General features: G+C 55.4%; 25 protein-coding genes and 2 tRNA genes. 13 read left to right on the top strand and 14 right to left on the bottom strand.

Annotated elements, in window-relative coordinates:
* Positions 1-80: 80 nt before the first annotated feature.
* The 3 genes from AC1EKG_RS01930 to tig all read right to left on the bottom strand — a co-directional run bounded on the left by AC1EKG_RS01930 (position 81) and on the right by tig (position 2,858).
* A complete protein-coding gene (locus tag AC1EKG_RS01930) occupies positions 81-731 on the bottom strand; it encodes an ATP-dependent Clp protease proteolytic subunit (RefSeq protein ID WP_004804639.1) in 651 nt (216 codons plus the stop codon).
* Positions 732-740: 9 nt separating this feature from the next.
* On the bottom strand, positions 741-1,370 hold the full coding sequence (locus AC1EKG_RS01935; RefSeq protein ID WP_040314596.1) for an ATP-dependent Clp protease proteolytic subunit: 630 nt from the start codon (positions 1,368-1,370) through the stop codon (positions 741-743).
* A 126-nt stretch (positions 1,371-1,496) separates the two neighbouring features.
* Complete coding sequence (gene tig / locus AC1EKG_RS01940; RefSeq protein ID WP_004804635.1) at positions 1,497-2,858, bottom strand: trigger factor; 1,362 nt, start codon at positions 2,856-2,858, stop codon at positions 1,497-1,499.
* A gap of 409 nt (positions 2,859-3,267) precedes the next feature.
* On the opposite strand from tig, the gene AC1EKG_RS01945 reads away from it, so the two are divergent.
* From AC1EKG_RS01945 to AC1EKG_RS01960, 4 genes are read left to right on the top strand one after another with little or no spacing between them, the layout of a single operon-like run.
* Positions 3,268-4,446, top strand: a complete 1,179-nt coding sequence (locus tag AC1EKG_RS01945; RefSeq protein WP_004804633.1) for a trans-sulfuration enzyme family protein — start codon at positions 3,268-3,270, stop codon at positions 4,444-4,446.
* Positions 4,446-5,228, top strand: coding sequence for a transporter substrate-binding domain-containing protein (locus AC1EKG_RS01950; RefSeq protein ID WP_004804630.1), 783 nt, complete (start codon positions 4,446-4,448; stop codon positions 5,226-5,228). Before AC1EKG_RS01945 ends, AC1EKG_RS01950 begins: the two co-directional genes overlap by 1 nt.
* Positions 5,229-5,236: 8 nt before the next feature.
* Complete coding sequence (locus AC1EKG_RS01955) at positions 5,237-5,905, top strand: amino acid ABC transporter permease (protein ID WP_004804627.1); 669 nt, start codon at positions 5,237-5,239, stop codon at positions 5,903-5,905.
* Complete coding sequence (locus AC1EKG_RS01960; protein ID WP_004804625.1) at positions 5,898-6,623, top strand: amino acid ABC transporter ATP-binding protein; 726 nt, start codon at positions 5,898-5,900, stop codon at positions 6,621-6,623. The genes AC1EKG_RS01955 and AC1EKG_RS01960 overlap by 8 nt, the downstream gene beginning before the upstream one ends.
* Here the strand turns inward: AC1EKG_RS01960 and AC1EKG_RS01965 are convergent.
* The 5 genes from AC1EKG_RS01965 to AC1EKG_RS01985 form a co-directional block, all read right to left on the bottom strand.
* Positions 6,620-6,910: a DUF2316 family protein gene (locus AC1EKG_RS01965; RefSeq protein ID WP_481067709.1), complete on the bottom strand. Its 291-nt coding sequence runs from the start codon at positions 6,908-6,910 to the stop codon at positions 6,620-6,622. The two genes, AC1EKG_RS01960 and AC1EKG_RS01965, sit on opposite strands and share 4 nt — an antisense overlap.
* An 11-nt stretch (positions 6,911-6,921) precedes the next feature.
* Entirely contained in the window at positions 6,922-7,599 is a 678-nt protein-coding gene (locus tag AC1EKG_RS01970) for an ABC transporter ATP-binding protein (RefSeq protein ID WP_004804621.1), read from the bottom strand.
* Between the two features lie 2 nt (positions 7,600-7,601).
* Complete coding sequence (locus AC1EKG_RS01975; RefSeq protein ID WP_481067710.1) at positions 7,602-8,813, bottom strand: ABC transporter permease; 1,212 nt, start codon at positions 8,811-8,813, stop codon at positions 7,602-7,604.
* 2 nt (positions 8,814-8,815) lie between these two features.
* Positions 8,816-9,220, bottom strand: coding sequence for a DUF4418 family protein (locus tag AC1EKG_RS01980; protein ID WP_004804618.1), 405 nt, complete (start codon positions 9,218-9,220; stop codon positions 8,816-8,818).
* Positions 9,221-9,443: 223 nt separating this feature from the next.
* Positions 9,444-9,517, bottom strand: a tRNA-Gly gene (locus AC1EKG_RS01985).
* A gap of 105 nt (positions 9,518-9,622) precedes the next feature.
* Here AC1EKG_RS01985 and AC1EKG_RS01990 point away from each other — a divergent pair.
* Positions 9,623-9,696, top strand: a tRNA-Pro gene (locus AC1EKG_RS01990).
* A 232-nt stretch (positions 9,697-9,928) separates the two neighbouring features.
* Here the strand turns inward: AC1EKG_RS01990 and rpmF are convergent.
* Both rpmF and AC1EKG_RS02000 read right to left on the bottom strand, forming a co-directional pair.
* On the bottom strand, positions 9,929-10,111 hold the full coding sequence (gene rpmF, locus AC1EKG_RS01995) for a 50S ribosomal protein L32 (protein WP_004804616.1): 183 nt from the start codon (positions 10,109-10,111) through the stop codon (positions 9,929-9,931).
* 153 nt (positions 10,112-10,264) lie between these two features.
* Positions 10,265-10,897 (bottom strand): YigZ family protein, encoded by a 633-nt coding sequence (locus AC1EKG_RS02000; protein ID WP_004804614.1) that lies wholly within the window; start codon positions 10,895-10,897, stop codon positions 10,265-10,267.
* A gap of 265 nt (positions 10,898-11,162) precedes the next feature.
* On the opposite strand from AC1EKG_RS02000, the gene cysK reads away from it, so the two are divergent.
* The 5 genes from cysK (at position 11,163) to pepN (ending at position 18,238) form a co-directional block, all read left to right on the top strand.
* Positions 11,163-12,095, top strand: coding sequence for a cysteine synthase A (gene cysK, locus AC1EKG_RS02005; protein ID WP_004804612.1), 933 nt, complete (start codon positions 11,163-11,165; stop codon positions 12,093-12,095).
* Between the two features lie 44 nt (positions 12,096-12,139).
* Entirely contained in the window at positions 12,140-12,727 is a 588-nt protein-coding gene (epsC, locus tag AC1EKG_RS02010; RefSeq protein ID WP_481067711.1) for a serine O-acetyltransferase EpsC, read from the top strand.
* Positions 12,728-12,734: 7 nt separating this feature from the next.
* Positions 12,735-13,631: a DUF6308 family protein gene (locus tag AC1EKG_RS02015; RefSeq protein WP_004804608.1), complete on the top strand. Its 897-nt coding sequence runs from the start codon at positions 12,735-12,737 to the stop codon at positions 13,629-13,631.
* 34 nt (positions 13,632-13,665) lie between these two features.
* Positions 13,666-15,633 carry a M13 family metallopeptidase gene (locus AC1EKG_RS02020; RefSeq protein WP_004804607.1) on the top strand — a complete coding sequence of 656 codons (1,968 nt, stop codon included), beginning with the start codon at positions 13,666-13,668 and terminating at the stop codon, positions 15,631-15,633.
* 67 nt (positions 15,634-15,700) lie between these two features.
* Positions 15,701-18,238, top strand: coding sequence for an aminopeptidase N (gene pepN, locus AC1EKG_RS02025; protein WP_004804605.1), 2,538 nt, complete (start codon positions 15,701-15,703; stop codon positions 18,236-18,238).
* Positions 18,239-18,318: 80 nt separating this feature from the next.
* Here the strand turns inward: pepN and AC1EKG_RS02030 are convergent, their stop codons facing one another.
* Positions 18,319-19,710, bottom strand: coding sequence for a PTS transporter subunit EIIC (locus AC1EKG_RS02030; protein WP_004804604.1), 1,392 nt, complete (start codon positions 19,708-19,710; stop codon positions 18,319-18,321).
* Between the two features lie 202 nt (positions 19,711-19,912).
* On the opposite strand from AC1EKG_RS02030, the gene AC1EKG_RS02035 reads away from it, so the two are divergent.
* Both AC1EKG_RS02035 and AC1EKG_RS02040 read left to right on the top strand, forming a co-directional pair.
* Positions 19,913-20,149: a PTS sugar transporter subunit IIB gene (locus AC1EKG_RS02035; protein WP_040314702.1), complete on the top strand. Its 237-nt coding sequence runs from the start codon at positions 19,913-19,915 to the stop codon at positions 20,147-20,149.
* A complete protein-coding gene (locus tag AC1EKG_RS02040) occupies positions 20,149-20,598 on the top strand; it encodes a PTS sugar transporter subunit IIA (RefSeq protein ID WP_004804600.1) in 450 nt (149 codons plus the stop codon). The genes AC1EKG_RS02035 and AC1EKG_RS02040 overlap by 1 nt, the downstream gene beginning before the upstream one ends.
* Here the strand turns inward: AC1EKG_RS02040 and malQ are convergent.
* Positions 20,584-22,683: a 4-alpha-glucanotransferase gene (malQ, locus tag AC1EKG_RS02045; RefSeq protein ID WP_004804599.1), complete on the bottom strand. Its 2,100-nt coding sequence runs from the start codon at positions 22,681-22,683 to the stop codon at positions 20,584-20,586. The two genes, AC1EKG_RS02040 and malQ, sit on opposite strands and share 15 nt — an antisense overlap.
* On the bottom strand, positions 22,683-22,928 hold the full coding sequence (locus AC1EKG_RS02050; protein ID WP_004804598.1) for a PTS sugar transporter subunit IIB: 246 nt from the start codon (positions 22,926-22,928) through the stop codon (positions 22,683-22,685). The genes malQ and AC1EKG_RS02050 overlap by 1 nt, the downstream gene beginning before the upstream one ends.
* Positions 22,929-23,042: 114 nt before the next feature.
* Here AC1EKG_RS02050 and AC1EKG_RS02055 point away from each other — a divergent pair, with 114 nt between their 5' ends.
* Positions 23,043-23,984 carry an acyl-CoA thioesterase gene (locus AC1EKG_RS02055; RefSeq protein WP_040314593.1) on the top strand — a complete coding sequence of 314 codons (942 nt, stop codon included), beginning with the start codon at positions 23,043-23,045 and terminating at the stop codon, positions 23,982-23,984.
* Between the two features lie 60 nt (positions 23,985-24,044).
* On the opposite strand, the gene ettA is transcribed toward AC1EKG_RS02055, so the two are convergent.
* Positions 24,045-25,727, bottom strand: coding sequence for an energy-dependent translational throttle protein EttA (ettA, locus tag AC1EKG_RS02060; protein WP_004804594.1), 1,683 nt, complete (start codon positions 25,725-25,727; stop codon positions 24,045-24,047).
* Positions 25,728-25,783: the final 56 nt, after the last annotated feature.

A 25,783-nucleotide genomic window follows, 5' to 3' on the forward strand; every position in this document is an offset into this window, starting at 1 on the left:
ATCGTCACCTTCTACCCTACGCAAAAAAGCGGGTGAAGCGCGATATGCCACGCACTTCACCCGCCAATTAGAGCAATGACTTAGGCCTCTAGTCGCTTGATCTTGCGCGACTGCAGCACCTGGTCGATCAGACCGTATTCCTTAGCTTCTTCTGCCGTTAAGATCTTGTCACGCTGCGTATCAGCATGAATCTGTTCGGCAGTGCGCTTGGAGTGGCGAGCAAGCGTGTTGTCCATCCACTCGCGCATCCGGTCGATCTCGTTTGCCTGCACCTCAATGTCCGAGGCCTGAGCGTAACCACCCTGGCCGGCGAGCGCAGGCTGGTGAATAAGTACGCGGGCGTTCGGTAGAGCCAGGCGGCGGCCCGGACTACCAGCTGCAAGCAGGACGGATGCGGCGGAGGCGGCCTGCCCCAGGCACACTGTCTGGATTTCAGGTTTGATGTACTGCATGGTGTCGTAGATGGCTGTCATTGCAGTAAAGGACCCACCAGGGCTGTTGATGTACATCGTGATAAGAGAATCCGGATCCTGCGATTCCAGCACTAGCAGCTGCGCCATCACATCGTCAGCGGAGGCGTCATCTACCTGAACGCCCAAGAAAATGATCCGATCCTCAAATAGCTTAGTGTAGGGATCCGAACGCTTGAACCCGTAGGCGGTGCGCTCTTCAAACTGAGGCATCACGTAGCGTGCCTGCGGCAGCGAGGCTGCAAAACCCATATTGTTCATCTTTGCCTCCTACTTGTTAGTTCCAGCGTTGATAGCAGAGGCATGCTCGACCACGTGGTCAACAAAACCGTATTCCAGTGCCTCCTGAGCTGTAAACCACTTGTCGCGATCCGAATCGACTTCAATCTGCTCAAGCGATTTGCCAGTACGGTCAGCAGTAATTTGCGCAAGCGTCTTCTTCATCTGCAAGATCAGATCCGCATTGATACGAATATCCGCAGCCGTTCCTCCGATACCGCCGGAAGGCTGGTGCATCATTACGCGAGCGTGCGGGGTGATGTAGCGTTTTCCGGGAGCCCCCGCAGTCAGGAGCAGCTGCCCCATAGAGGCCGCCAGGCCTACCGCGACAGTTGCCACGTCAGGCTGCACCAGCTGCATGGTGTCGTAAATAGCCATCCCACCGGTGACCGAGCCACCCGGGCTGTTGATGTAGAGGAAAATATCGGCTTCCGGATCCTCGGCTGCCAAAAGCAGCATCTTCGCGCAGATCTCGTTAGCGTTTTCGTCTTCCACGGCGGAACCGAGCCAAATAATGCGCTCTTTTAGCAGACGCTCAAACACAGCGCTTCCGGGAGCGCCCGGTGCCGGCTGTTCTGCAGCTACTGGATTTGTCACTACGTCCTCCAAGGTCTTTTTCATTGCTAGGTAATACGGTACCTACTTCCCGCGAATATACCTGCACTAAATACCGTCTTTTCGCTATGGGCACAGGAAGCGGGTATAGGAAAAGTGGGGGCCAAAGCCCCCACTTTTCATCTACAAGACTTACTTGTCTTCTTCACCCTTGTCTTCTTCTTCTGCGGCTTCTTCTGCAGCGGCCTCGGCGGCAGCTTCAGCAGTAGCCTTTGCTTCCTCTTCAGCCGGATCCTTGGTGAACTCGGACAGATCTACAGCGTTGCCGTCCTCGTCTTCGACCTCGACCTCGCGGAGCACCTTGACAAGTGCCTTGTTGCGGGCCATGTCGCCGGCCATCGCCGACATCTGCTGCTGTGCGTTCTCTCCACCGAGCAGCTGAGAGGGATCAATGCCGTAAGCCTGGGCAGTCTGGAAGATGAACTCCAACAGCTCCTGCTGAGAAACCTGCACCTGCTTCTCGGCGACTAGCTTGTCGAGCAGCAGCTGGTCCTTCAGCGAAGCCTCGATTGCCTTCTTAGCCTCTTCCTTTTCCTCATCCGAAGCGGACTCGTCTACGCGGGCCTCAATCTCGGACTTCAGGATGTCCTCGGGCAGCGGCACCTCAGTGTTGTCGCGCAGGTGCTCCAGGACACGATCGCGGGCCTGGACAGCCTGCTCGCCAGCCTTGCCCTGCTCGACATTCTTGCGCAGGTCGGCGCGCAGCTCTCCGATGGTGTCAAACTCAGAAGCCATCTGAGCAAAGTCGTCATCAGCTTCCGGCAGCTCCCGGACCTTCACGGAGCGCAGCTTCAGGTGCACCTTGCCAGCTTCGCCCTCGTGGTCGCCACCGCGCATGGTGGTGTCAAAATCGGTCTCCTCGCCGGCAGACATGCCCTCAAGGGCCTCGTCCATCCCCTCCATCATGGAGCCGGAACCGACCTCGTAGGAAACGCCAGAAACCGAATCGATTTCCTCGCCCTCGACCGAAGCGTTCATGTCGATAGAAACGAAGTCGCCCTTCTGGGCCGCACGCTCAACACCCTTCAGGGAGCCGAAGCGAGTGCGTAGCTGATCCAGCTCTGCCTCCACGTCGTCATCAGAGACCGAAACGTTGTCGACCTTGATCTTCAGGCCGTCGGTAGAAGCAATCTCGAACTCGGGCATGATCTCGACTTCGGCGGTGAATACCAGCTTCTGATCTTCGCCCTTGCCAGTCGGAATATCAGTTACCTCGATGGCAGGCTGAGCCAACGGCTGCACCTTTGCCTCGGCCAGAGCCTGGCTGTAGAAATCAGACATCTTCGAGTTGATCGCCTGCTCGACGACATAGGCGCGACCAATGCGACGATCAATAATCTGCGGAGGCACATGTCCCTTACGGAAGCCAGGAACGTTGACCTGCTGGCCAACCTCCTTGTATGCCTTATCCATTGCGGGCTGTAGCTCTTCAGCTGAAACCTCTACGGTCAGCTTGACCTTGGTCTTCGCAAGGTTTTCAACAGTGGTCTTCACAGTTTCGAACTCCAAATGTATCTACGTTATTCCGGCTAAAGTGCCAATCCCTCTGATACTAAAGCAAAACCCCACCTATAAGGAAACGCGCGGGCAAAGCTGTGAGCTGTTACGCCTTTTAAAACTCACTGCCAACAACCAAAACGCTCGTTTTAGGCGAGTCTACGGATATGGACAAAATTTGCCTACGCAACCTTCACTCGTTAGCATGGTCGGCATGGCTAAGAACACTAACGCAGTACAGTCCGCCACTATGGCTATGGATACCTGTATGTGTATGTGCATGTGCCACATGTGTCGCTAGTCGATTTTTCCTAGCGCTTCAATAGGCGCCCCGAGCGCCAATTCTCTTTTCCTTCCTGCTGGAGCAGTATATCCAGTCACTCCCCCTACGCTGAGTGGATTCAACATGTCTAAACGCAATACCCCTCTATCCATTGCTACCCGCGTCGTAAACGACTTCTCTGCAGCGCGGCCCCATGATCAGTATCAAGCAGTAGTACCACCCATTTATCTCGCCTCCACCTTTGCTCAACATGCCGACGGGACCCCAGCGGCCTACGGTTATCAGCGCAGCGGCAATCCCACCCGCGGTGCCGTCGAATCAGCGGTAGCTTACGTCGAGGGCGCCGAACACGCCCTCGCTTTCGCTACGGGAATGGCTGCAAGCGCAACTATTTTCTCTTCCCTAAAGGCAGGCGACCGGGTACTGCTAACCTCCTCCGTTTACGGCGGCACTTTCCTGTTTGCAGAGAAGTTCTTCGAGGCACGAGCCATCGAATATCAGTTCGTGCCCGACTTCAACGCGATAACTGAAATCCCTTCTGACACCGCCCTTATCTTCGTCGAATCGCCCACCAACCCCACTTTGCGAGTCACCGACATTGCGCACGTAGCCGGCCTGGCGAAGCAAAGCGGCGCGAGGGTAGTAGTCGACAACACCTTCTCTACCTCCTACCTGCAAGACCCACTCGCACTCGGGGCAGATGCGGTCGTTTACTCGGGAACAAAGTACCTGGGAGGGCACTCTGACGTCCTGGCAGGCTTCATCCTCACCAATGATGAGGAATGGTATGCGAGCTTGAAGATTGCCTCAAAAGCACTGGGCAATCCCCTTTCTCCTTTCGACTCCTACTCCATCCTGCGCGGCCTAAAGACTCTAGTTATCAGGATGGACCGCCAACAGCAGAACGCCCTCGAACTACGAAAAGCACTAGAAGAGCACCCCGCAGTCGAGCGCGTCCTTACACCCGGGTGGTATTCAGAAAAAGAGGCTCAAATCCACGCTCGCCAATCGCATGGCGACGGCGCCCTCTTCTCATTTGAGCTGAAGAAAGGCATCGATTTTCACACCTTCGCCTCCCACCTCAACATCATTCGCTTTGCCGTATCGCTGGGCTCGGTAGAAACCCTAATTTGCCACCCGGCCACCATGATCCACGAAGACCTGACCCCCGAAGAACGAGAAAAGGCAGGCATCTCGGATCAACTGCTCCGCCTCGCTGTAGGAATTGAGGACGTGGCAGACCTGCGCGCCGATCTACTTGGAGCGCTTTCTTATGTAACCCCACTAAATAACGAGGAATAATGAAAAAGACACTACGTTTCATTGCCGCCAGCACAATCGCAGCACTTGCACTAGTAGGCTGCTCTAGCTCCGCCTCGGATTCCGCTAAGAAAATAGAGTCTGAAGGCAAAATCCGGGTCGGTATTGAAGGCACCTTCGTCCCCTACGGCTACCATGATCCTTCGGGCAAGCTAGTGGGCTTTGAGGTAGAAATTGCCAAGCAGATCGCCAAATACATGGGAGTGAAACCCGAGTTCATTGAAACTAAGTGGGATTCGCTCATTGCAGGCCTGGACACCAATAAGTACGACATCGTAATCAACAACATCAACCCGACCGAAGAACGCAAGCAGAAGTATGACTTCACCAAGCCATATGCTCTTTCTCGTCCGCAGATCCTGACCAAGGAAGACTCGGACATCAATTCGCTTGCGGACATCAAGGGCAAGAAGTGCGCCCAAACTCCCTCTTCGGACTATGGTCAGACTGCCGCCAAGGCGGGCGCAAATGTAGTTCCCTCCCAGGGCTTTTCCGAATCGACCCAGTTGATTGCCAACGGTCAGGCTGACTGCACGGTCAACGACGTGGTCACGGTAGCTGCCTTCTTGAAGAAGAACTCCCAGAAGGGTTTCCGCGCCGTGGACGTTCCCGACGCGGAACCAGTAAAGATCGCGATCATGCTCCCGAAGCATCAGGAGGAGCTAAAGAAGAAGCTCAATGCCTCCATCTCTAAGGGACAAGATAACGGAGCATTCTCGTTGATCTTCATCCAGCAAATCGGCGAAGATATCTCCCCCAAGTAAGGACTCTAATGCATACAATCACGCTTTGGATCGAGGCCTTTCCGCAGTTGCTTGCGGCAACCGCCAAGGTCACTATCCCCCTATCGCTCGTTTCGTTCGTAATCGCGCTGTTGCTAGGTATCGCGACCGCCCAGCTGAGGCTGTCTAAACTGGCCGCGGCCCGGTCCATTGCGTGGTTGTATGTATGGATTTTCAGGGGGACTCCCGTCCTCGTCCAACTATTTATCGTCTTCTACGGCCTCCCAAAACTAGGCGTCTCCTTCTCTCCATGGACCGCCGCAATCGTTACTTTCTCGCTTAACTCGGGTGCCTACATTGCCGAGGGCGTGCGCGGGGCGCAACTGTCCATCCCCGCCGGCCAATGGGAAGCTGCCTCAACGCTGCGGCTAAGTCATTGGCAAACACTGCGCCACGTCATTGGGCCGCAGATCTGGCGCATTGCCTTGCCCCCACTCGGAAATGAATTTGTGAACCTAGTAAAGTCCACCTCGCTTGCCTCGGTAATCACGATCTCCGATGTGTTCCAGGTAGGCCAGCAGATCACCGCCCGCACCTACGAACCGCTCATTCTTTACACCGAGGTAGCAGCCATCTATTTAGTCATTTGCACGGGCCTTACATGGCTGCAGGGCTACTTAGAAAAGAAAACTTCAAAGTATGTGGTAACCAATGATTAGCATCAAAGACCTCTCAAAATCCTTCCCCGGCAAAGCGCATGCCCTAGATGGGGTTTCCGCTTCTTTCGCCCCCGGAAAAACGACAGTGATTGTTGGCCCTTCCGGATCGGGTAAATCAACTCTTCTGCGCACGCTCAACCTGCTCGAAATACCAGATGAAGGCCATCTACAGGTGGAAGACGCCGAGTTGGCTTTCCCCACGAAGGTCAGCCGCGCAGCCAAAGAGAACCTCCGCCAGCACTCGGCCATGGTCTTCCAGGGCTACCACCTGTTCCCCCACCTAACAGTTAGGCAGAATGTCGAGCTAGCTCCGAAAGTTTTGAAACGAAAGGGCCCTCTCGACACAGAACGGCTGCTCCAAGATGTAGGCATGGCCGAAAAGGCCGACTCTTATCCCGCTGCCCTTTCTGGCGGGCAGGCACAGCGCGCCGCTATCGCAAGGGCAATGGCGCTAGAACCAAAGTACCTTTTTTGCGACGAGCCAACCTCCGCCCTCGACCCGGAACTAGCCGCCGAGGTATCGAAAGTGTTGACCAAACTCGCTGCCCGCGGCCAAGGATTAGTAGTGGTCACGCACGACATGTCTTTTGCCCGCAGGGTTGCCGATGCGGTGCTGTTACTTATAGATGGAAAGATATATTTCGACGGAACGCCCCAGGAATTCTTCAATTCCACGGACGAACGAATCGTACAGTTCCTGTCGGTATTCGAGGGCTAACGCTCGTCGCGCACGCCGAACCACCCTCTGGCGCTGCGCCGAGCCCTCTCGGTCAACTTGCTGAACGGGTAGACTTCCCCACCGGCATCTTTGACTGCCGTCTCGAGCTTGTCGCGCAAAAGCCACACGAGGGCGGGATCGCACCCCGGAGCCAAGGACAAAGTCTGGCGGGTAGTGGCCACGTCCACCCCGGCGCGGTCAGCAAGGCCTTCTACGCCGAGTCCACTACGTTTTAGATTCTCTGCTAGTTCGGCGGCGGTATTGGCGGTTTCCTGACGATCCAGCATAAAAATCCCAACTACTTTGAATCAGACCTGGTTAGTCTACCCCTGTCAATCTTGTATATCGACTGGGCCCAGTTCAACGCCTCTAGATCGTGTGTCACCATGAGCACCGCATGTTTTTGCTCGGCCTCTTCTGCCAGTAGATTCATGACCAGTTCTGTGCTTTCAGAATCCAGATCCCCAGTGGGCTCATCGGTAATAATCAGCTCCGGCTCGTTCACTAGGGCCCGGGCAATAGACACCCGTCGCAATTCCCCACCAGAGAGCTCGCTGGGCATCGCTAAAGTCAAGTCCGCTATCCCGAGCTTCTTCATCAGCTCCAATGCTCTAGGTAGCACTTCGTCCTCATCCTTGTCTGCCATAGCGGCAGGCAACAGCACGTTTTGCAAAATAGTCAGAGACGGCAGCAGGGAAGACTGCTGGGTGACATAGCCGACCGTCTTATTGCGCAGATGAGAGATTTCGCGGTCAGTTAGCTCTGCCAGATCTTTCCCGCAGATGTGCACGGTTCCAGTATCGGGTTCCAAAATACCCGTGAGCAGGTTTAGCAAGGTAGTTTTGCCGTTGCCGGAGCGGCCGACGATAGCTACGAATTCGCCCTCGTCAATAGTTAGATCTACTTTGTCTACTGCCGCAAACGGCTTGCCACGGCGCACAAAAGAACGGCTAAGTGCCTTAGCTTCTAGAATCATGCCTACTCCCCTGCCCTAAAGGTCAGATAAGTTTCCTTAGAAAGGACTTTTCGCGTGGCCAATGCGGCCGCAATAACGGCGGTAAGAGTCGAGAATATTAGGCAAGCCAGCGCCAAGCAAATTCCCGTTGCCCATCCGGTGGGCAAATATGGCAATTGCATATTTGACTGAATGAGTCCCGCGAAGGGGTACATGATTAGTGCCCCTAGGAATACGCCCACGGCGCCGCCGCTAGCTCCTAACATGGCAGCTTCCGTCATTAGCAGCTTCACCAGTTCGGCTTTTCTGGCTCCCAGGATTCGCAGGGTCGCTAGTTCTCTCTTGCGCTCGTTGGCGGCGGCCGCGAACACCGCGACCAAAACGATAATTCCGGTCACCCAAAATAGTCCTAGGAAACCGAACATGTAATTAGTAGTAGATCCCAGGGTGGCCTTCATCTTTGAGGTCAGCCCCGCAGGAGTTACTGCGCCCACCTCACGCATATCGCCCATGGCATTGATGTAGGCGGCTACGTCCTCCGCTTGGTAGCCCTTCTCTACTTCAACCAACACATTCGACACAGCCTTGTCGACGCCCGCCACAGCGGGACGGCCAACGGCTTTCGAATAGCTGATCACCATCTTCGTGGTATTCGGATTGATAAATACGGAGTTGTCAAAGCTCGTGCCGGTGGGGGCCAGATGGGCTGCCACGGGGAACTGGTGATTGAACAGCTTAATATTGCCGTTCTCCGCAGGGACGATGTTGGCGCCCGCGATTACTTGCCCGTCTTGCAGCTTGTCGGAATATTGGGAACGAATCCACGGCGCAATAACGAAGTCTGTTTTAGGGTCAAATCCAATGATCTGAAGCTGGGTGGCGCAGCATGGCGCCTTCAGCGAAGAAATGTAGGTTTGCGTGGTTACGTTCTTTACCCCCGCCACTTTCTTCACGGAGGGCGTCGGGTCCTTCTTGAAATAGAAGGTTCCGGGATTGCCCTTCGTGAAGATCCCAGCGGCTTCCTTTTCTGCACCCTTGGGGACGACCATGATGTCGGCTCCCATTCGCGCCTTCACGCTGGACAGCCCTGCCTTCATCGAAAGTGCTGCCAGAGATCCGCCAAAGAAGACGAAGGAAAGGACTGCTACGACGACGATCAGTCCGACTGTGCGACCGGGCTTCGCCGATAGATTCTTCTTGGGTAGCTTTCCTAAAGTGACGAGGTTTGTAGACATTACTACTTAGTTTCAGCTCCGTTGCGTAGATCGAGGTATGCCACTACTGCGCTGATAACGATAGCTAGTACGCTCAGAACCAGTAGCGTCGGGCGGGTAAGTGAGTGACAGTGCATCATAGCCATACCACAAACGCCAATCAGCTTGGTGACAATGGCAATTTCGAGCGCCGCCACGAGGACGACTGCAATGGATAGGCCTGCGCGTACCTTTGGCGCAACGAAGAGTGTAATCAGGCCGAGCAGGGCTATCACAACGCCAATGCCGAGGGAGGCCTGAGCAGTCCAGTGGCAGGGCATGTAGTCGCCCGGCTCACCCATGCACACAGGTGCGAAGGTGAAAGGAGCAACAGCAATCAAGATACCTAGAGCTAATGGGGAGATAGCTCCGATTAGTTTAGTTTTCATCGCTTCTCTTTCGAAGGCTATTTGGACAGCAAAATTGTGTCCCACCCAACCCGATAAAGCAAGGTTAGCCTTACCTTTTTCATATTTTCGTCGTGAAGGTCACACGGCGTAGCGAAAACAGGCATGACTTGCGCGAATGCACTTTCGCGTGCTTTTGAGTGTTTTTTCTGCCGGACTGTTAGCGATGGATTTGTGCTTACGGCTAGAGCCGGCTTTTATTTAGTGGAGCGAGTGACGGGAATCGAACCCGCGTCATCAGCTTGGAAGGCTGAGGTTTTACCATTAAACTACACTCGCGTGTTCGCCATCTGGCGACTGGATCAGTGTAGCGTACTGTTTTCAGTTTTCCTAATCGAAGTTAATTTTCCTATTCCTCTTCGGTGGGGTATATTGTACGAGCCGCGGGGTGTGGCGCAGCTTGGTAGCGCGCTTGCTTTGGGAGCAAGATGTCGCAGGTTCAAATCCTGTCACCCCGACGAACGAGGCCGAAAAAGGGCGAGAACGGGAGTTCTCGTCTTTTTTTGTGCCGAGTGAGGAAGGGGTCGTAGGGAACGTGGTGACCGAATACCCCGACGAACGAGGCCGAAAAAGGGCGAGAGCGGGAGTTCTCGTCTTTTTTTGTGCCGAGTGAGGAAGGGCGGGACTGCCCCGCGAGGCTGATAAAAAAATCCCCGCACCGAGGTGCGGGGATTGCAGTTATGAAACCGACTAGGCGTCGATCTCGTTAGCCGGCTCAAAAAGACCTAGCTTTGCTGCTTTGGCTAGACGACGAGGCATTACAACGTCGCGGCCACCTGCGCGAACAGACTGCAGATCAGTCAGCTTAGCCTTCCAAGTCGACCGGCGCGTACGAGTATTTGCGCGGGACATCTTCCGCTTCGGTACTGCCATTTGGCCGCTCCTTCCAGGGCTCGTGCACTTTTGGCACGACTTAACTTTCGAGGGGTAGCCTGCGGCCACCACTTAGACAACTCATATACCCTAACATTTGTGCCGGCTAAACCGGAATACGCGCCCTTTGCAATAGGTCACATTTGTGCAGTTTCATAGCGGAATTTCAACAGTTTTTGTGGCTTGGTAGCTTGTTTGCCCCGCTCCCCTAGTGAGCGCTTCTACTTCTTCTTCGAGTTTTTTGACTTCATTTTCACTTATTGGCAGGTGCATTGTTGCGAGTCTTGAACCGTAGGTGACTTCACTTATTTGCCATCCCGCGCCGCGCAGGGCCGCTTCTACTTTCCCTGCCACCGCATGTTCTACTCCCACGTTCCATATTTGGCGTTCCTCTAGGCGCACTAGTTTTGCCCGTTTCACTGCTTCGACTACGGAGTCGGTGTACGCCCGCACCAGCCCACCGGTGCCCAGTTTGATTCCACCGAAATACCTGGACACTATCGCTACTACATCTATTAGTTCTCGGCCGCGGAGGGCTTCAAGCATTGGAGCACCGGCGGTGCCCGAGGGTTCTCCGTCGTCGCTGGAGCGTTCGATGGGGAGGCGGCCGTCCGCCCTCACAATGAACGCGGTGCAGTGATGGCGAGCATCGGAATACTCTTTGCGCACGCCCTCGATGGCTTTGCGCGCGCCTTCTTCGTCCCTAACTCGCACCATGGTGGTAATGAATTGGGATCGCTTGATCTCTATTTCATTGCGGACGGGAGAGACTCGTAGAGTTTTCACCAAATTGCTCCTTTCTGACCCCCTAGCAGTTGCATTTCTAATAGCAAGATAGTTTGCGCCAGTTGTCTACAACCGCTGAGTTTATCTTGGACCTTGTAAGTACGAGCAGCAGGAGGGGCTATGAACGTCATCGTTGTCGCTACCATCGCCACCAGCTGCTGCCAGTGTATCTAGGGTGCCCGAATAAGGTTTGCCTATTTCGGTCCACCCATTTTTACCCATTTTCTGAATTCACTTACACACCTATTTTTACAAGGATATTTATATGACCATCGCAGCTAACGTTTCTGAACTGGTAGGCAAGACTCCGCTAGTAAAGCTCAATAAGATCGCGAAAGACATTCCCGCCGAGGTCGTCGCAAAGGTCGAGGCCTTCAACCCTGCGTCCTCGGTCAAGGATCGCATTGCGGTAGCAATTATTGATGCCGCCGAGGCTTCCGGAGAACTGCCCGCAGGCGGCACCATCGTGGAATCCACTTCGGGTAACACCGGCGTCGCACTGGCAATGGTCGGCGCTGCCCGCGGCTACAACGTTGTTGTAACCATGCCGGAATCCATGTCGAAGGAGCGTCGCATCTTGATGCGCGCTTTCGGCGCCGAACTGGTGCTGACTCCCGCTTCTGAGGGCATGCAGGGAACCGTAGATGCAGCAAAGAAGATTGTTGAGGAGCGCCGCGGAGCGGTGCTGGCTTCCCAGTTCACCAACGAAGCCAACCCTAAGATCCATCGCGAGACTACTGCCGAAGAGATCTGGGCTGACACCGATGGCAAGGTTGACGCATTCGTTGCCGGCGTCGGCACTGGCGGCACAGTTTCTGGCGTGGCAGAGACCCTGAAGAAGCACAACCCAGACATCAAGATTTTCGCAGTTGAACCTGCAGAATCTCCGCTCCTCAGCGAAGGCAAGGCGGGCCCGCACAAGATTCAGGGAATTGGCGCTAACTTCGTTCCCAAGAACTACAACAGTGATGTGGTCGACGAGGTACTGACGGTGCCCGGAGACGAGGCAATCGCAACTGCACAGAAGCTGGCCCGCGACGAAGGCCTGCTAGTTGGCATTTCTGCTGGCGCTGCCACCTATGCCGCGCTGCAGGTCGCCTCTCGCCCCGAATTCGAGGGCAAGCGCATTGTCACGCTGTTGCCCGACACTGGCGAGCGGTACCTGTCCACCCCACTTTTTGCTAAATTCGCAGAATAGGAACTAAAAGCGCCTAGAGCGCCAGGAAGGGAGACAATATCAAAATGCACACTCACCCCAAAGGCTCCCTCCTGGCGCTTTTGCGCGAAGATGTAGAAACCGCCCAGAAGCGCGATCCGGCCGCAAGGTCGAAAGTAGAAGTTGCGCTCACCTACCCGGGCGTCCACGCGCTGTGGGACTACCGCATGGCGCATTCCCTGTGGAAGAAGAAACATCCTCTTGCCGCCCGCGTGATCTCGTCCCTAGCGCGAGTGCTCACCGGGGTCGACATTCACCCGGGAGCCACTATTGGGCGGCGCCTTTTCATCGACCACGCAGTAGGAACGGTAATTGGCGAGACTGCACAGGTCGGCGAAGATTGCGTCCTGTTTCACCAGGTAACTTTAGGAGGAGTCTCGATGACTCCTGGGAAACGCCGCCCCACCATTGGGGATCGAGTGATGATCGGATCCGGAGTAAAGGTGCTGGGCCCCATCGAGGTGGGCTCGGATTCGAAGATTGGCGCAAATGCCGTAGTAACCAAACCCGTGCCCGAGCGCACTGTAGCTATCGGGATTCCTGCAAAAAACTCCCCTTTGACAAGACAAGAAAACGACGAAGACCTGATAATAGACCCAACGCTATACATTTAGGACTGCAATGGGTAACTTCAACGAATTCCTGATCGAAATCATCGACGGCGACGCTGCCGCATGGGACAAGGCGACCCAAATTTTGAGCCGCAAGCTCGCTCCCACTTCCTTTTCCGGCGCGTTCTTCCTGCTGCGCCAGGCTGGCCACCCGGATCGAGTCACCGTCGCCGATATATATGCTCTAGAGGCCGCTGGGCATCCACTGAACAAATCCCAGATTGAAGCCGTTTTTGCCGATGAAGACGGAAGTATAGCCGCGGCACTAAGCGCTTTGGCTCCGACTGCACAGTTGGCCAATATGCCACAAGAGGCCCTGGCTGCCCAAGGTGAAGTAGTGGCGGTAGTAAATGCCCTCACCCAGACTGCGGACCTGCGCCCCAGCCAGGCTCGTGCCCTGGCTGCCAGATTGCGCCCCGAAGTGATCCCCGCCCTCACTAAAGGGATGCGGAAGGCACTGGACTTAGAAGGCGAGCTTCCCGAACAAGTAGCCCAAATCCGAGACCTGGTAACAGACGCCAACTTGCGTCATCAGTTCCACTATCTGCGTCTTGCCGCGCAGGTCCCCTCGGAATTAGGAGACCTGGTGGTTTTGCAGGTGCTTGCCGAAGAAATCTGGGCAGAGAACAAAATTGCCCAGGCCGCTCAGAAGGCTGCTAAGAAAGCCGAGAAGGCCGCGAAGGAGGCTTTAGCTAAAGGCGAAGAACGCGCCCGCTCGCTACTAAGTGAACAGGAAAAGCAACGGCAAAAAGCTGCAGAGAAGGCTAATAAAGAGAAGAAGAAACGCGCCAAAGCTGCTAGGCGCAAAGAACTCAAGGCACAAGAGGAAGCCGCATTCCAGGCAGAACGCAAGCGGCTAGAAAAAGAGCTGGCGTCTTCTCCGTTCTCGAATATCTCTAAGCTGTGACACATCCACTATGCCTTCGGGATACCCTGAGGGCATGAGTGCAAAGTTAATTGCTGGAGTAATAGAGCCGGAAGCCCAAGATAAGTCCGTTCGCCCTCAGGATGACTTCTACAGGCATGCGAACGGCGCTTGGATAGACGAGCACGTAATTCCCTCAGATCAGGCTGCCGACGGCGAGTTTCACCAGCTTCGGCAGAACGCGTTGAGGCAGTGCCGGGAATTGATCGAATCGTGCGGAGATTCTGACGAGGAACGCAAGATTTCGATCCTCTACCGCGCCTACACCGATCTTGACGCAATCGAAAAAGCAGGCACACAACCTTTGCAGGAGCATCTACGCCTGATTGAGCAAACTCAACGAGCAGACTTTGAAACCTTGCTGGGAAAGCTCGGCCGCGAAGGCCTGTGTGGTTGGCTCGATGTGTTTGTCGACGCCAGCCCCGATGATCCCGAGACGAATATGTTGAAGGTATACCAGGGCGGCCTCGGCCTCCCCGAGAAGGCCTACTACGAGGACGAGTCCTACGAAGAGGTGCGCGGACAGTACCGCGACTATATTGCCCAAATTTTCACCTTGGCAGGTTTTTCCGAGGAGGCAGACAGGGCTCAGTCCGTATTCAATTTTGAGCGCGCCCTTGCGAAGGCCCACTGGCCAATCGCCGAGTGCAGAGACGTGGCAAAGACACACAATCTTTTGCCTGCCTCCCAGCTGAAGGAGCTTGCTCCTGATTTCGATTGGGATCAATGGTGGGAAGCCTCTGGGATAGCCCCCACTACTCTGCACGTATACCAGCCATCCTTCATTGAGGGCGCAGGCAAGGTGTGGGCGCAGGCTACGGATGAGCAAATCCGCGATTGGCTGCGCTTCCATGTGATCTCTGCGCAGGCCTCCCAGCTTCCGGAGGCTTTCAGGAAAGCCCGCTTTGATTTCTATGGGCGCAAGCTGTCCGGGCAAGAAGAGATGCCACCACGGTGGAAGTCAGCAGTAAGTTTCGTCGATTCCGCGGTGGGTTTTGCCCTGGGCAAGCTCTACGTGGCGAAGCACTTCCCGCCAGAGTCCAAGAAGCTGATCGACGAGCTAGTTGAAGACCTGCTGGCCGCGTACAAGGAAGCGATCTCGACTCTCGACTGGATGGGCCCGCTAACCCGCGAGCGCGCGCTCGAGAAACTGTCGTTGTTTACCCCGAAGATTGCCTACCCGGATAAGTGGCGCGACTATTCTAAGTTGGAGCTGTCCGAGACCGATTCACTTCCGCAGCTATCGCAGAAGGTGGCGGAGTTCTATTTCAACCGCGAGGTCGGAAAGATTGGCAAACCGGTAGACCACTCTGAGTGGTACATGACTCCGCAGACTGTGAATGCTTACTACAGTCCTTCTTCTAACGAGATTGCTTTCCCGGCAGCAATTTTGCAGGCACCTTTCTTTGCTCCTGACGTCGATGCGGCTGTTAATTATGGTGCGATTGGTGCTGTTATTGGTCACGAGATAGGGCACGGCTTCGATGATCAGGGCGCCAGGTACGACGGGCACGGGGCTTTGCATAATTGGTGGAGTAAGCAGGACGAGGCGGCTTTTAATGCCCGCACCTCATCGCTGATTGACCAGTATTCGCAATACAGCCCTGCCGCGCTCGACGACAAATTCAAAGTGGATGGGCGCCTTACAATTGGCGAAAATATTGGCGATCTAGGTGGCCTTGGAATAGCTCTTAGGGCGTACAAAAAGCACTTGGAAAAGGAGTCCCTGACTTTGCAGGATGCCCCAACTATTGATGGGCTTTCCGCATTGGAACGCTTTTTCTATTCTTGGGCTCGTATTTGGCGGTCGAAGAAACATAATGAGCTAGCTATTCAACTTTTAGCGACCGATCCGCATTCCCCGGATGAATTTAGGTGCAATGGCGTTCTGCAGAATCTTGATGAGTTCGCAGATTGCTTCCATGTTCAGCCCGGAGATGGAATGTGGCGTGATCCTGCAGATCGTATCAGGATTTGGTCTTAACACTAAAGGCCCAAAAAGTGCAACAATATAATCAACCCATTTGTAAAGAAAACTAGAGGGAGGCTCAATGCCCGGGCAAAATTTAACCCGCGCTGAGGCAGTATCAAGGAAAAACGTCGTAGACGTACATTCCTACGATGTTGCCCTTGATCTTACGCAGGGCGAGGAAACGTTCAGGTCCCACACGGTAGTCACTTTCTCTGCTACCGAAGGTGAAAGCACCTTCATTGACCTGATTTCCCCCTTCGTGCACCGGATCGTTCTGAACGGCAAGGAACTCGAGACTGGACTACACCAGGATTCCCGCATTGCCCTTTCTGATCTTCAGGATTCAAACACGCTCGAGGTCGCAGCGGACTGTGCTTACATGCACACCGGCGAAGGTATGCACCGTTTCGTTGATCCGGCAGACGGGCAGGCCTACGTATACACCCAGTTTGAGGTGCCCGATTCGCGGCGCGTCTTTGCTGTTTTTGAACAGCCTGATCTGAAGGCTACCTTCAAGTTCAAGGTCACTGTTCCGGCCGGCTGGGTAGTGTTCTCGAACTCCATTACTCCTGCCCCGCAGAAGGACCAGGATGCTTGGACTTACGACTTTGAGCCCTCCGAAAAGATCTCCTCTTACATCACCGCCATCGTTGCGGGACCGTACAAGGGAGTGACAGATCAGCTGACTTCCTCCGACGGCCGCACCATTCCGCTTGGTGTCTACTGCCGTGCCTCTCTAGAAGAGCACCTTGACGCCGATCGCATCATCGACGTGACCAAGCAGGGCTTTGGTTTCTACGAGAAGATGTACAACCGGCCGTACCCATTCACGAAGTATGACCAGATCTTCGTACCCGAGTACAACGCCGGCGCAATGGAGAACGCAGGCTGCATTACCTTCCGTGATCAGTACCTGTTCCGCACTCCCCCGACTCGCGCCCAGCTCGGTACCCGTGCCAACACCATCTTGCACGAACTGGCACACATGTGGTTTGGCGACCTGGTCACCATGAAGTGGTGGAACGATCTGTGGCTGAATGAATCTTTCGCCGAGTTCATGTCTCACCAGTGCTCCGCAGAAGCCACTGAGTATGAGGATGCTTGGACCGCTTTCGGTTCTAGGAAGGCTTGGGGTACCACCCAGGATCAATTGCCTTCTACGCACCCAATTGCTGCCGAGATCAATGACCTGAACGACATCGAGGTCAACTTCGACGGGATCACCTATGCAAAGGGCGCTGCTGTGCTGCGTCAGTTGGTGGCATACGTGGGCCGCGAGAACTTCGAGAAGGGCCTGCACGCATACTTCGACGAGCATGCCTGGGGCAACACCGAGCTAGCAGACCTACTCTCGAAGCTGTCCGAAGCTTCCGGTCGCGATCTAGACGAGTGGGCCAAGGTATGGCTGCAGGAAGCAGGCATTACCCTGCTACGTACCAGCGTGTCGACTGACGAGGACGGAACCATCCGCGACCTGTCGATCGTGCAGGAACTACCCATGGAGGGCACTTCTCTTCGTCCTCACCGCCTCACGGTGGGCGCGTACAACCTGCAGGACGGCAAGCTCGTGCGCACAGCCCGGTGGGAGCTGGATGTGGATGGAGCCCGCACTCCTGTAAGCGAGGCAGTGGGAACCAAGCGTCCTGACGTCATCGTCTTAAACGACGAGGATCTGGGCTACGCAAAGATCAGGCTAGATGAGGACTCCTTCAAGTTTGCCCTCGATCACATTGGCGATTTCGAGGATCCTCTCCCCCGCTCTGTCGTTATGCAGAGCCTGTGGGATCAGTGCCGCGACGGACAGATCAGCGCTCGCGCCTACATCGACGCTTCTCTTCCTTCGGTGGCAGCGGAAACCGATTCAGCACAGCGGGCCCTGGTTGCTTCGCACATGATCGCGGCCGCAACCGTGTATTCCAACCCGGCTACCCGCGATCAGACTGTAGCAGACCTGTCCCGAAGGCTACACCTGATGGCAGTAGCCCAGCCGTCTGGTTCCGACGCCCAAAAGCAGCTGCTGCTTGCCGCCGCCCATGTGGCTGTCGGTGCAGAGCTGGATTGGCTCAAGGCGCTGCTAGATGGTTCAGAGACCATGACGGGGATCGAAATTAAGTCTGAAGTTCGCTGGACCCTAATTCGCGAACTGGCTGCTGCGGGTGCCATCGATGAAGCATTCATCGATGAGGAGTTGGCAGCTGACGACACCTTGTCGGGCCGCGAAGAGGCCGCAGCCTCGAAGGCATCCCTACCCTCTAACAGGCAGGGGGCGCACGAGCGCATGCTCTCTGACACCTCGATCCCGAACGGTACGCTATCCGAGATGCTCTCGGCATACTCTTCTACCGGATGGCGCAACCCTGGCGACACTGCCCATATCGACCACTACTTCGAGCAGATCAATTCTGTGTGGGACTCTTTCACCTTCCACATGGCCGAGGACATCATCAACGATTTGTTCCCGGATCAGCTAGTTGGTCTTCCCGGCGAAGATGTAGTTGCCCAGGCAGAGAAGTGGCTACAGGAGAACGAGCAGGCTACTCCGGCGCTGCGTCGTTGCATCATCGAGTGCTTGGACTTCGCAAAGCGTGCCAGCAAGGCTCAGGCTGCTGACAAGTAGCATTTGTTAGTAACTGTGGAGGGGCGCTAAGCGCCCCTCCACTTTTATGCTTGAGGGCGCCTTCAGATCCGCAGCGGAGGCTACTGACTTTTCTTTGCCTTCTTCTTAGAGGAGCGGCCGGGGGTAGGAATATCGAAATACCTAATCGCACCCGTGAAGAGCACGTAATAGATCAGGAAGTAGGCCACAGCTAGTAGAAGCACCAGCAGAGTGCCGGTAGCACCCGAGCTGGACAGTTCCGCCGACCGGGTAAAGTTCAGCAGATAGTCCACTCCCCCAGCGCTGAAGGAATAACCGCTACGAATTCCGAGCGCTGCACAGATCATCATTGATGATGACACCAAAAAGGCATGAATTAAATAGAGCGGTACGGCAGCGTACGCAAAAGCAAACTCGATGGGCTCGGTAATCCCAGTTAGGAAGGAAGCGACTGCCCCAGAGAGCATCAGCGCTCCCACCCGTTTGCGCTGTTTCGCGCCGGCACACCTATACATGGCCAGTGCCGCCCCTGGCAGCCCACCCATCATGATTGGGAACATGCCCGTCATATATGCGCCCGGCACATATCCGGCGGGTTCGAAGGTGCCTAGTTGGCCCGAGAAAAAGCACGAGAAGTCCCCGTGCATGATCTCCCCGCTAGGAGAGGTGCACGTGCCTAGTGTAAAGAAGGGAACCGCGTTCGCGATGTGGTGGAGTCCGAACGGCAGTAGTAGGCGCTGCACAAGCCCAAAAAGACCCGCCGAAGCGACAGCGCTATTACTTTGGGTCATTACTACCCCGAGCCCTTCGGCAAACACTGTCCGGAAAATCGGATAGATGAGGGCCATAGCAACCCCCAGCAGGAGGCAAGCGCTGGTAACAACTAGGGGGACGAACCTTCTTCCTGAGAAGAACGCGAGTGCCGAGGGCAGCCTTGTCTTATAGAACCGCGCCCACAGATAGGCAGTTACAAGGCCGACCAGTATCCCCCCGAAAACGCCATAATTAATAAGTTCTTGGCCGCCTATTCCGCACAGGCCTATGGCATCTTTCGCCTGATAGTCGATTGGAATATATTTCGACGCTGTTCGCAAGCAAGCCACCTGTTTTTCGGTCAGCGCCCCAGGTTCCCCAAGGATATGCGGAGATAGGGTGCGCAAGACGCCTGCAAATGTGAAGTATCCGATTATTGCGGCCAGTGCCGTGGATCCATCAGATTTTTTTGCAAAGCCTATTGCCACGCCTACCGCGAATAGCAAAGGCAAGTTTTCGATCACTGCGTTTCCCGCAGCTAGCAGAACTTCTGCCACCGGGATGAGGGCGGAGATAGAGGCTCCCACTCCCCGTTCGCCCAGCATATCGGCCTGCCCAAAGCGGACAAATATCGCTGCTACCGGCAGAACCGCAATGGGTAGCATCAAGGAACGCCCTAGACGCTGGGCAAGCGAGAATAACTTACCTCGCAGTGCTGCGCCTCGCTTTTTCCTATCCATTCATTGCTCCTACCGGCGTTCCTCTGCCAGCTTTTCACAAGTATATCCTTATCGCTTTTTACTTCCCGGACGCGACTGAGTATCGCTTCAGGTAATCCGGTATTTTGCAGAGTCGATCTAGGTTCACTTTTGCGAACCTAATGATAGGCTCTTTATTAGTTGGATTTGTGTAATGACGATGATCGTCATGGAGGGACTGAAAATGGAGCAGGCGAAGAAGATTCTTGAGGCTCTCGGTGGAGATTCCAACATTGTTGACATGGAGTCTTGCATTACCCGCCTCCGCGTCGAGGTTGCTGACCCGACCAAAGTGGACCAGGATGCTCTTACCGAATCTGGCGCCTTTGGTGTAGTTGCCGTAGGTAGCGCTATTCAGGTTGTTGTTGGTCCTACCGCAGATCAGGTAGCCGACCAAATTGCCGAACTACGTAACAAGTAGTGCGGACACAGGTTTACGCCCCGTTCGCGGGGCGTATTTTGTTGCAGTCACAGATCCCAGATCCCGTTTTTAGCCAGGGCCTGGTGGGTCCGGCATTCGCCCTCGTGCCCACTCCGTCCTCAGAATTTGTGGATGTAGTAAGTCCGGTTGCGGGTACGCTCACTCGCGTCATGCCTCATGCCTTCGTGGTAAGCCTCGGCAAGCAGACGGGAATAATGGTTCACCTAGGCATAGACACGGTCAAAGCCCCCGAAGGGGTTTTTATGCCAGTTCTTCAGCAGGGCCAGCAGGTATCTGCAGGGCAGACGGTATGTCGAATGGTGCCCGACATGCTCGCGCAGGTAGGCACCTCAGCAGTGTCCCCCATCGTTGCCATGGGTGGACAGTTCGAGGACGTTTCAGACACCGAGGCCCAGGCAGGCCAGGCGCTTGCCCTACTGGTTGATTGAGTGCTCGACGGCGTTCGCCAAAGAGCGGAAGCGGGCACTGTCCCAGATCTGTTCCACGCTCACCGGTTTACCGCTTCCATCGCCTAGAGGGATTCTCCAGTTGGGGTATTCCTGATCAGTACCGGGCTGATTTTGTAGTCTCCGCTCGCCCAGCGCGTCAGCCAAGGACACGCATACCAGCTGAGCGCTACCGGAACAGATATAACAGTTCATCGCCTCGATGACGCGCTGCTCATCGGTGCGCTCTGCCGGATCTAGATAGCCCTGCTCCTGCAAGGTCCGCAGCATCGCTTCGCGCTTCATCTTTGCATCTTCGCGCGCCTCCTGCGGGGTTACCTCTAGCAAACCTAAGGATTCGGCCAAGTCCACCTGCACCTCATTCAGGTACCCGGCAGTCGGGGCCATGTCGTGCGTGTGCACGGAAGCAAGCTGATTCGCCCTCTTCCCAGAGGGCGGGAAGGGAACGCCGGCATCATCTACGTCAAACCACAGCACCGAAGTGCCAAGGATGCCGCACTCTGCCAGGTAATCCCTCACCCACGGTTCTACCGTGCCCAAGTCTTCGCCGACCACTACTGCACCTGCCCTGTATGCTTCCAGAAGCAAAATCCCCACCATGGCGTCGTGGTCGTAGCGCACATAGGTGCCCTCGGCTGGGCTAGCAGCTGAATCCGGGATCCACCACAGGCGGAATAGCCCCATTATGTGGTCGATTCGCACTGCTCCCCCAAGCGAGCAGACGCCGGCTATCATCTTCCGCAACGGTTCGTAGGCGCGCTCCTCCAGTTTGTCGGGACGCCAAGGTGGCTGCGACCAATTCTGGCCCAGCTGGTTGTACATGTCCGCAGGGGCCCCCACACACATGTGCTCCGCAAATACCTCTGGATCGAACCAGCGATCTGCCGCAAAGGGGTGCACGCCAACAGCCAAATCGTGCATGATGCCGATTTCCATCCCAGCATCTTTCGCTCGATTCTGGGCTTGCTGCAGCTGATCGAACACAATCCACTGCAGCCACCGGTGGAATTCGATCCGCTCCTCCAAACCGCTCAGCTGCTCAGCAATGGTGTCGCTCGAGCGTGGCGCTAGCTTTAGCAGACCATATTTTTCTACAAGGACGCACCACTGAGCAAAGGAATCCAACGCCGAGCCCGAGCGTTGCACAAACCTTTCATAAGCAATCTGCCGACTCGGCTCCCGGTGAGCCCGGAACACAATAGCCAGCGCCTTACGCTTGGCCTCCCAGACTCGATCGCGGTCGATCAAGCCGTCAGGATCATAACCAGCCTGTTTCTTCAGAGCTTCTATCTGTGCCCGCTCCGCATCCGTAAGCCAAGCATATTCGGGGATCGTCTCTACGTTTATGTACAAAGGCGAAACAAACTGCCTCGACACGGGCAAGTACGGGCTGGGAGCAATCGGAGCTGCCGGAGAAGAAGCATGTACCGGATTGATCAAGAAGAAATCAGCACCCTGCTGGGCTCCAATCGCCGCAAGGTTAGTAAGGTCATTCGCGTCCCCAAAGGCCCACGAGTGCTTCCCCGTAACCGAATAGAGCTGTGCTGTAAGCCCCCACGACCTCTTGGACAAAGTGGGCAAAGCAGAGGGCGCCACGGCGAGCGGGGCGGTAAAAACGCCCTCTTCTAGATGCGCCACAAGGCGGTGCCATCCGAGCGGCAGGTCGGCAGGAAGTTCGAACGACGCCTCCCCAACCATTTTTCCTTCAATGTCGCGTGGGGGAACCCATCTGTCAATCTGTTGAAGAGTGCGAGATCCACCCTCTTCAAGTGCAACCTCAACCCATACGGAAGTGCCATTAGGGACATGAACGGCAACAAAGTCAATGCGCCCTTGCCGATGCACCCGACAGGAGGGAAGAACCTTTTTCCAAGGTGCTTGATCCACCCGCAAGTGGGCAGCATAGAGTTCTTCATCAGAGTTAATTGAGTATCCCAAAGAAGAAAGAACTGCCAGTAGCGTCTGCACGGACACTTGCACGTGATTGCCGGAATAACCCCAGTATTCGGTTGCAATACCGCATTTATGAGCCAGTGAGCGCAAAGAGCCTACGTCGGAAAGCCCCATTACTTGTCCTTTTCAAGATCGTTGAGTTGTTCGGCCAGTTCATCAGCACTAGGCCCAATTACCACTTGCACTACTTTTCCCGAGCGCACGACACCGACGACGCCATCGCATCTAAGTCCCGAATCACTAACTGCCGAGGGATCGGCTACCTCAACCCGTACACGCGTAATGCACCCGACTATGCTAACAATATTGTCGCGCCCGCCCAGGGCCTGCATAATTGCATGCGGATCCGGCATTTGCATATGTCCCCCTTTGTACTTAGCCCTACTAATCATAGCTGAAGTGACACATATTACTAATCGGCACTACTGTGCCCAGTTTTCGCATCTTCTTCCGCATACTGGTTTGATAGAGGCATGACTGATCCAATTCAGATACCAGCCGTTCATGAAGAACCAGTCTCATCCGTGCTTCGCGCAATGCAATTGCGCCCGCTCGGCACGGACAGCTTTGAGGCTGACTCCCTACCCCAAACGGCAAACCGCATTTACGGCGGCCAAGTTCTTGCCCAAGCCCTACTAGCCGCCAGCGCGACAATCGAAGATTCGCCATCAGATCCACGGTTACCCAATTCCTTCCATGCGTACTTCATGCGGGTCGGAGACAACACAATCCCGGTTAGCATCGACGTGGATAGGCTGCGGGACGGGCATTCTTTCTCGACTCGCCGCGTAGATGTGATTCAGCGCGAAAAGGTCATCTTGACCATGACCTCATCGTTCCAAAAAGTTCAGCCTGATCTGTCCACCCAAATCCAGATGCCTGATGTGCCCGAACCCGAGGACGTGCCGAATTCCCTAGAGATGTTCCGCGACCAGGGCAACCCCGTATCTAAGTATCTTGGCAAGACGGCGGCTTTCGAGATGCGCCACGTCGCGGGCAGCCTCTACTTCTCAGAAAGGACAGAGCCGCTTGCGAAGGGGGCAACCTGGATTCGCCCTCGCGGAGCAAAACTGCCATCGTGGACGCCCCAATCGGTGCACCGGGCCCTACTTGCTTACGTTTCGGACCAGTTCATGCTCGAACCGGTAATCCGTTCCAATGGTCTTACCTGGCGTACCCCAGGGATGGCAGTAGCTAGCCTCGACCATGCCATGTGGTTCTACCGCAGCGTAGACATCAACGATTGGCACCTGTTCGTCCAGGAGTCGCCCACTACGTGGGGGTCTAGAGGACTTGGAATAACAAAGGTATTCAACTCCACCGGGCGGTTGGTAGCAGTCGCTGCCCAGGAAGGAATGATCCGTTCTAACGTTCCCACCGGAGACTGGGTCCTTCCAGAGCCACCGCTGCACTAGGCGGAGTACAAAGAAGGGGGCCGGGATTCGTACCATCCCGGCCCCCTTATGCTCGCTTACTTAGCCGCGAGTGAGCTTGCGGTGCGTCACCCGATGCGGGCGCGCTGCTTCTTCGCCTAGGCGATCAATCTTGTTCTTTTCATACCCTTCGAAGTTGCCCTCGAACCAGTACCAGTTCGCCTGGTTCTCTTCGGTGCCTTCATAGGCAAGGATGTGAGTGGCAACGCGATCCAGGAACCAACGGTCGTGGGTGATGACCACCGCACAGCCGGGGAATTCCAGAAGCGCATTTTCTAGGCTTGCCAGAGTTTCCACATCGAGGTCGTTGGTAGGCTCGTCGAGCAGCAGGACGTTTCCGCCTTGCCGAAGCGTGAGAGCAAGGTTCAACCGGTTACGTTCGCCACCGGAGAGCACACCTGCCGGCTTTTGCTGATCTGCTCCCTTGAAACCAAACGCTGACACGTACGCCCTAGAGGGCATCTCTACCTTGCCGACTTCGATGTAGTCCAGCCCATCCGAAACTACTTCCCACACCGTCTTATTCGGGTCGATGCCCGCGCGGTTCTGATCTACATACGACATCTTTACGGTCTCGCCAATGCGGAGCGAACCGCCGTCCAGGGGCTCAAGCCCAACGATGGTCTTGAATAGCGTAGTCTTACCCACGCCGTTCGGCCCGATGATACCCACTATGCCGTTCCTGGGCAGCGAGAACGACAGCCCGTCAATAAGCACTCGATCTCCGAAGCCCTTCTTCAGGTCCTTGGCCTCGATAACCAAATTGCCAAGACGTGGCCCAGGCGGGATTTGGATCTCTTCGAAATCAAGTTTGCGAGTCTTCTCGGCTTCCGCAGCCATTTCCTCGTAACGTTCCAGACGGGCCTTAGATTTCGCCTGCCGGCCCTTAGCATTGCTCCGGACCCAGGCAAGTTCATCTTTCAGCCTCTTGGCGAGTTTGGCATCCTTGCGCCCCTGGACCTCTAGGCGATCTTTCTTCTTCTCGAGGTAGGTGGAGTAGTTGCCCTCATACGGATAGAGGTGGCCGCGATCAACCTCGGCAATCCACTCGGCTACGTGATCCAAGAAGTAGCGGTCGTGGGTGATGGCAATTACCGCACCGGGGTAAGAATGCAGGTGCTTTTCTAGCCAGAGCACACTCTCGGCATCCAAGTGGTTAGTAGGTTCGTCTAGCAACAGCAAGTCTGGAGCCTCGAGCAGCAGCTTGCAGAGGGCGACACGGCGCCGCTCACCGCCAGAAAGAACCTTCACGGGAGTGTCGGGAGGCGGACACCGAAGAGCGTCCATCGCCTGCTCCAACTGAGAGTCCAGATCCCAAGCGTTGGCAGCATCGATCTCGTTTTGCAGGGTGCCCATCTCTTCCATCAAGGCATCGAAGTCTGCATCCGGATTGGCCATCTCGGCACTGATCTCATTGAACCGGGCAATTTTGGACATCATGTCGCCAACGCCCTGCTGCACATTTTCCAGAACCGTGGCATCGTCATCCAATACCGGTTCCTGCATCAGAATTCCAACAGTGTACCCAGGAGTCAGACGGGCCTCGCCGTTGGAAGGCTCATCGATTCCAGCCATGATCTTCAAAATAGAAGACTTACCTGCACCGTTAGGGCCAACCATGCCAATCTTTGCGCCCGGCAGGAAGGCCATGGTCACATCGTCAAGGATTAGCTTGTCGCCAATCTTTTTCCGAGCGCGCACCATGGAGTAAATGTATTCAGCCACTGGCTCTCCGTTTCAAAGTTCCAGATTTTTCATCAACGCCTTCACCATACCGGCAA

It is taken from the genome of Winkia sp. C0117E2 (assembly GCF_056590455.1).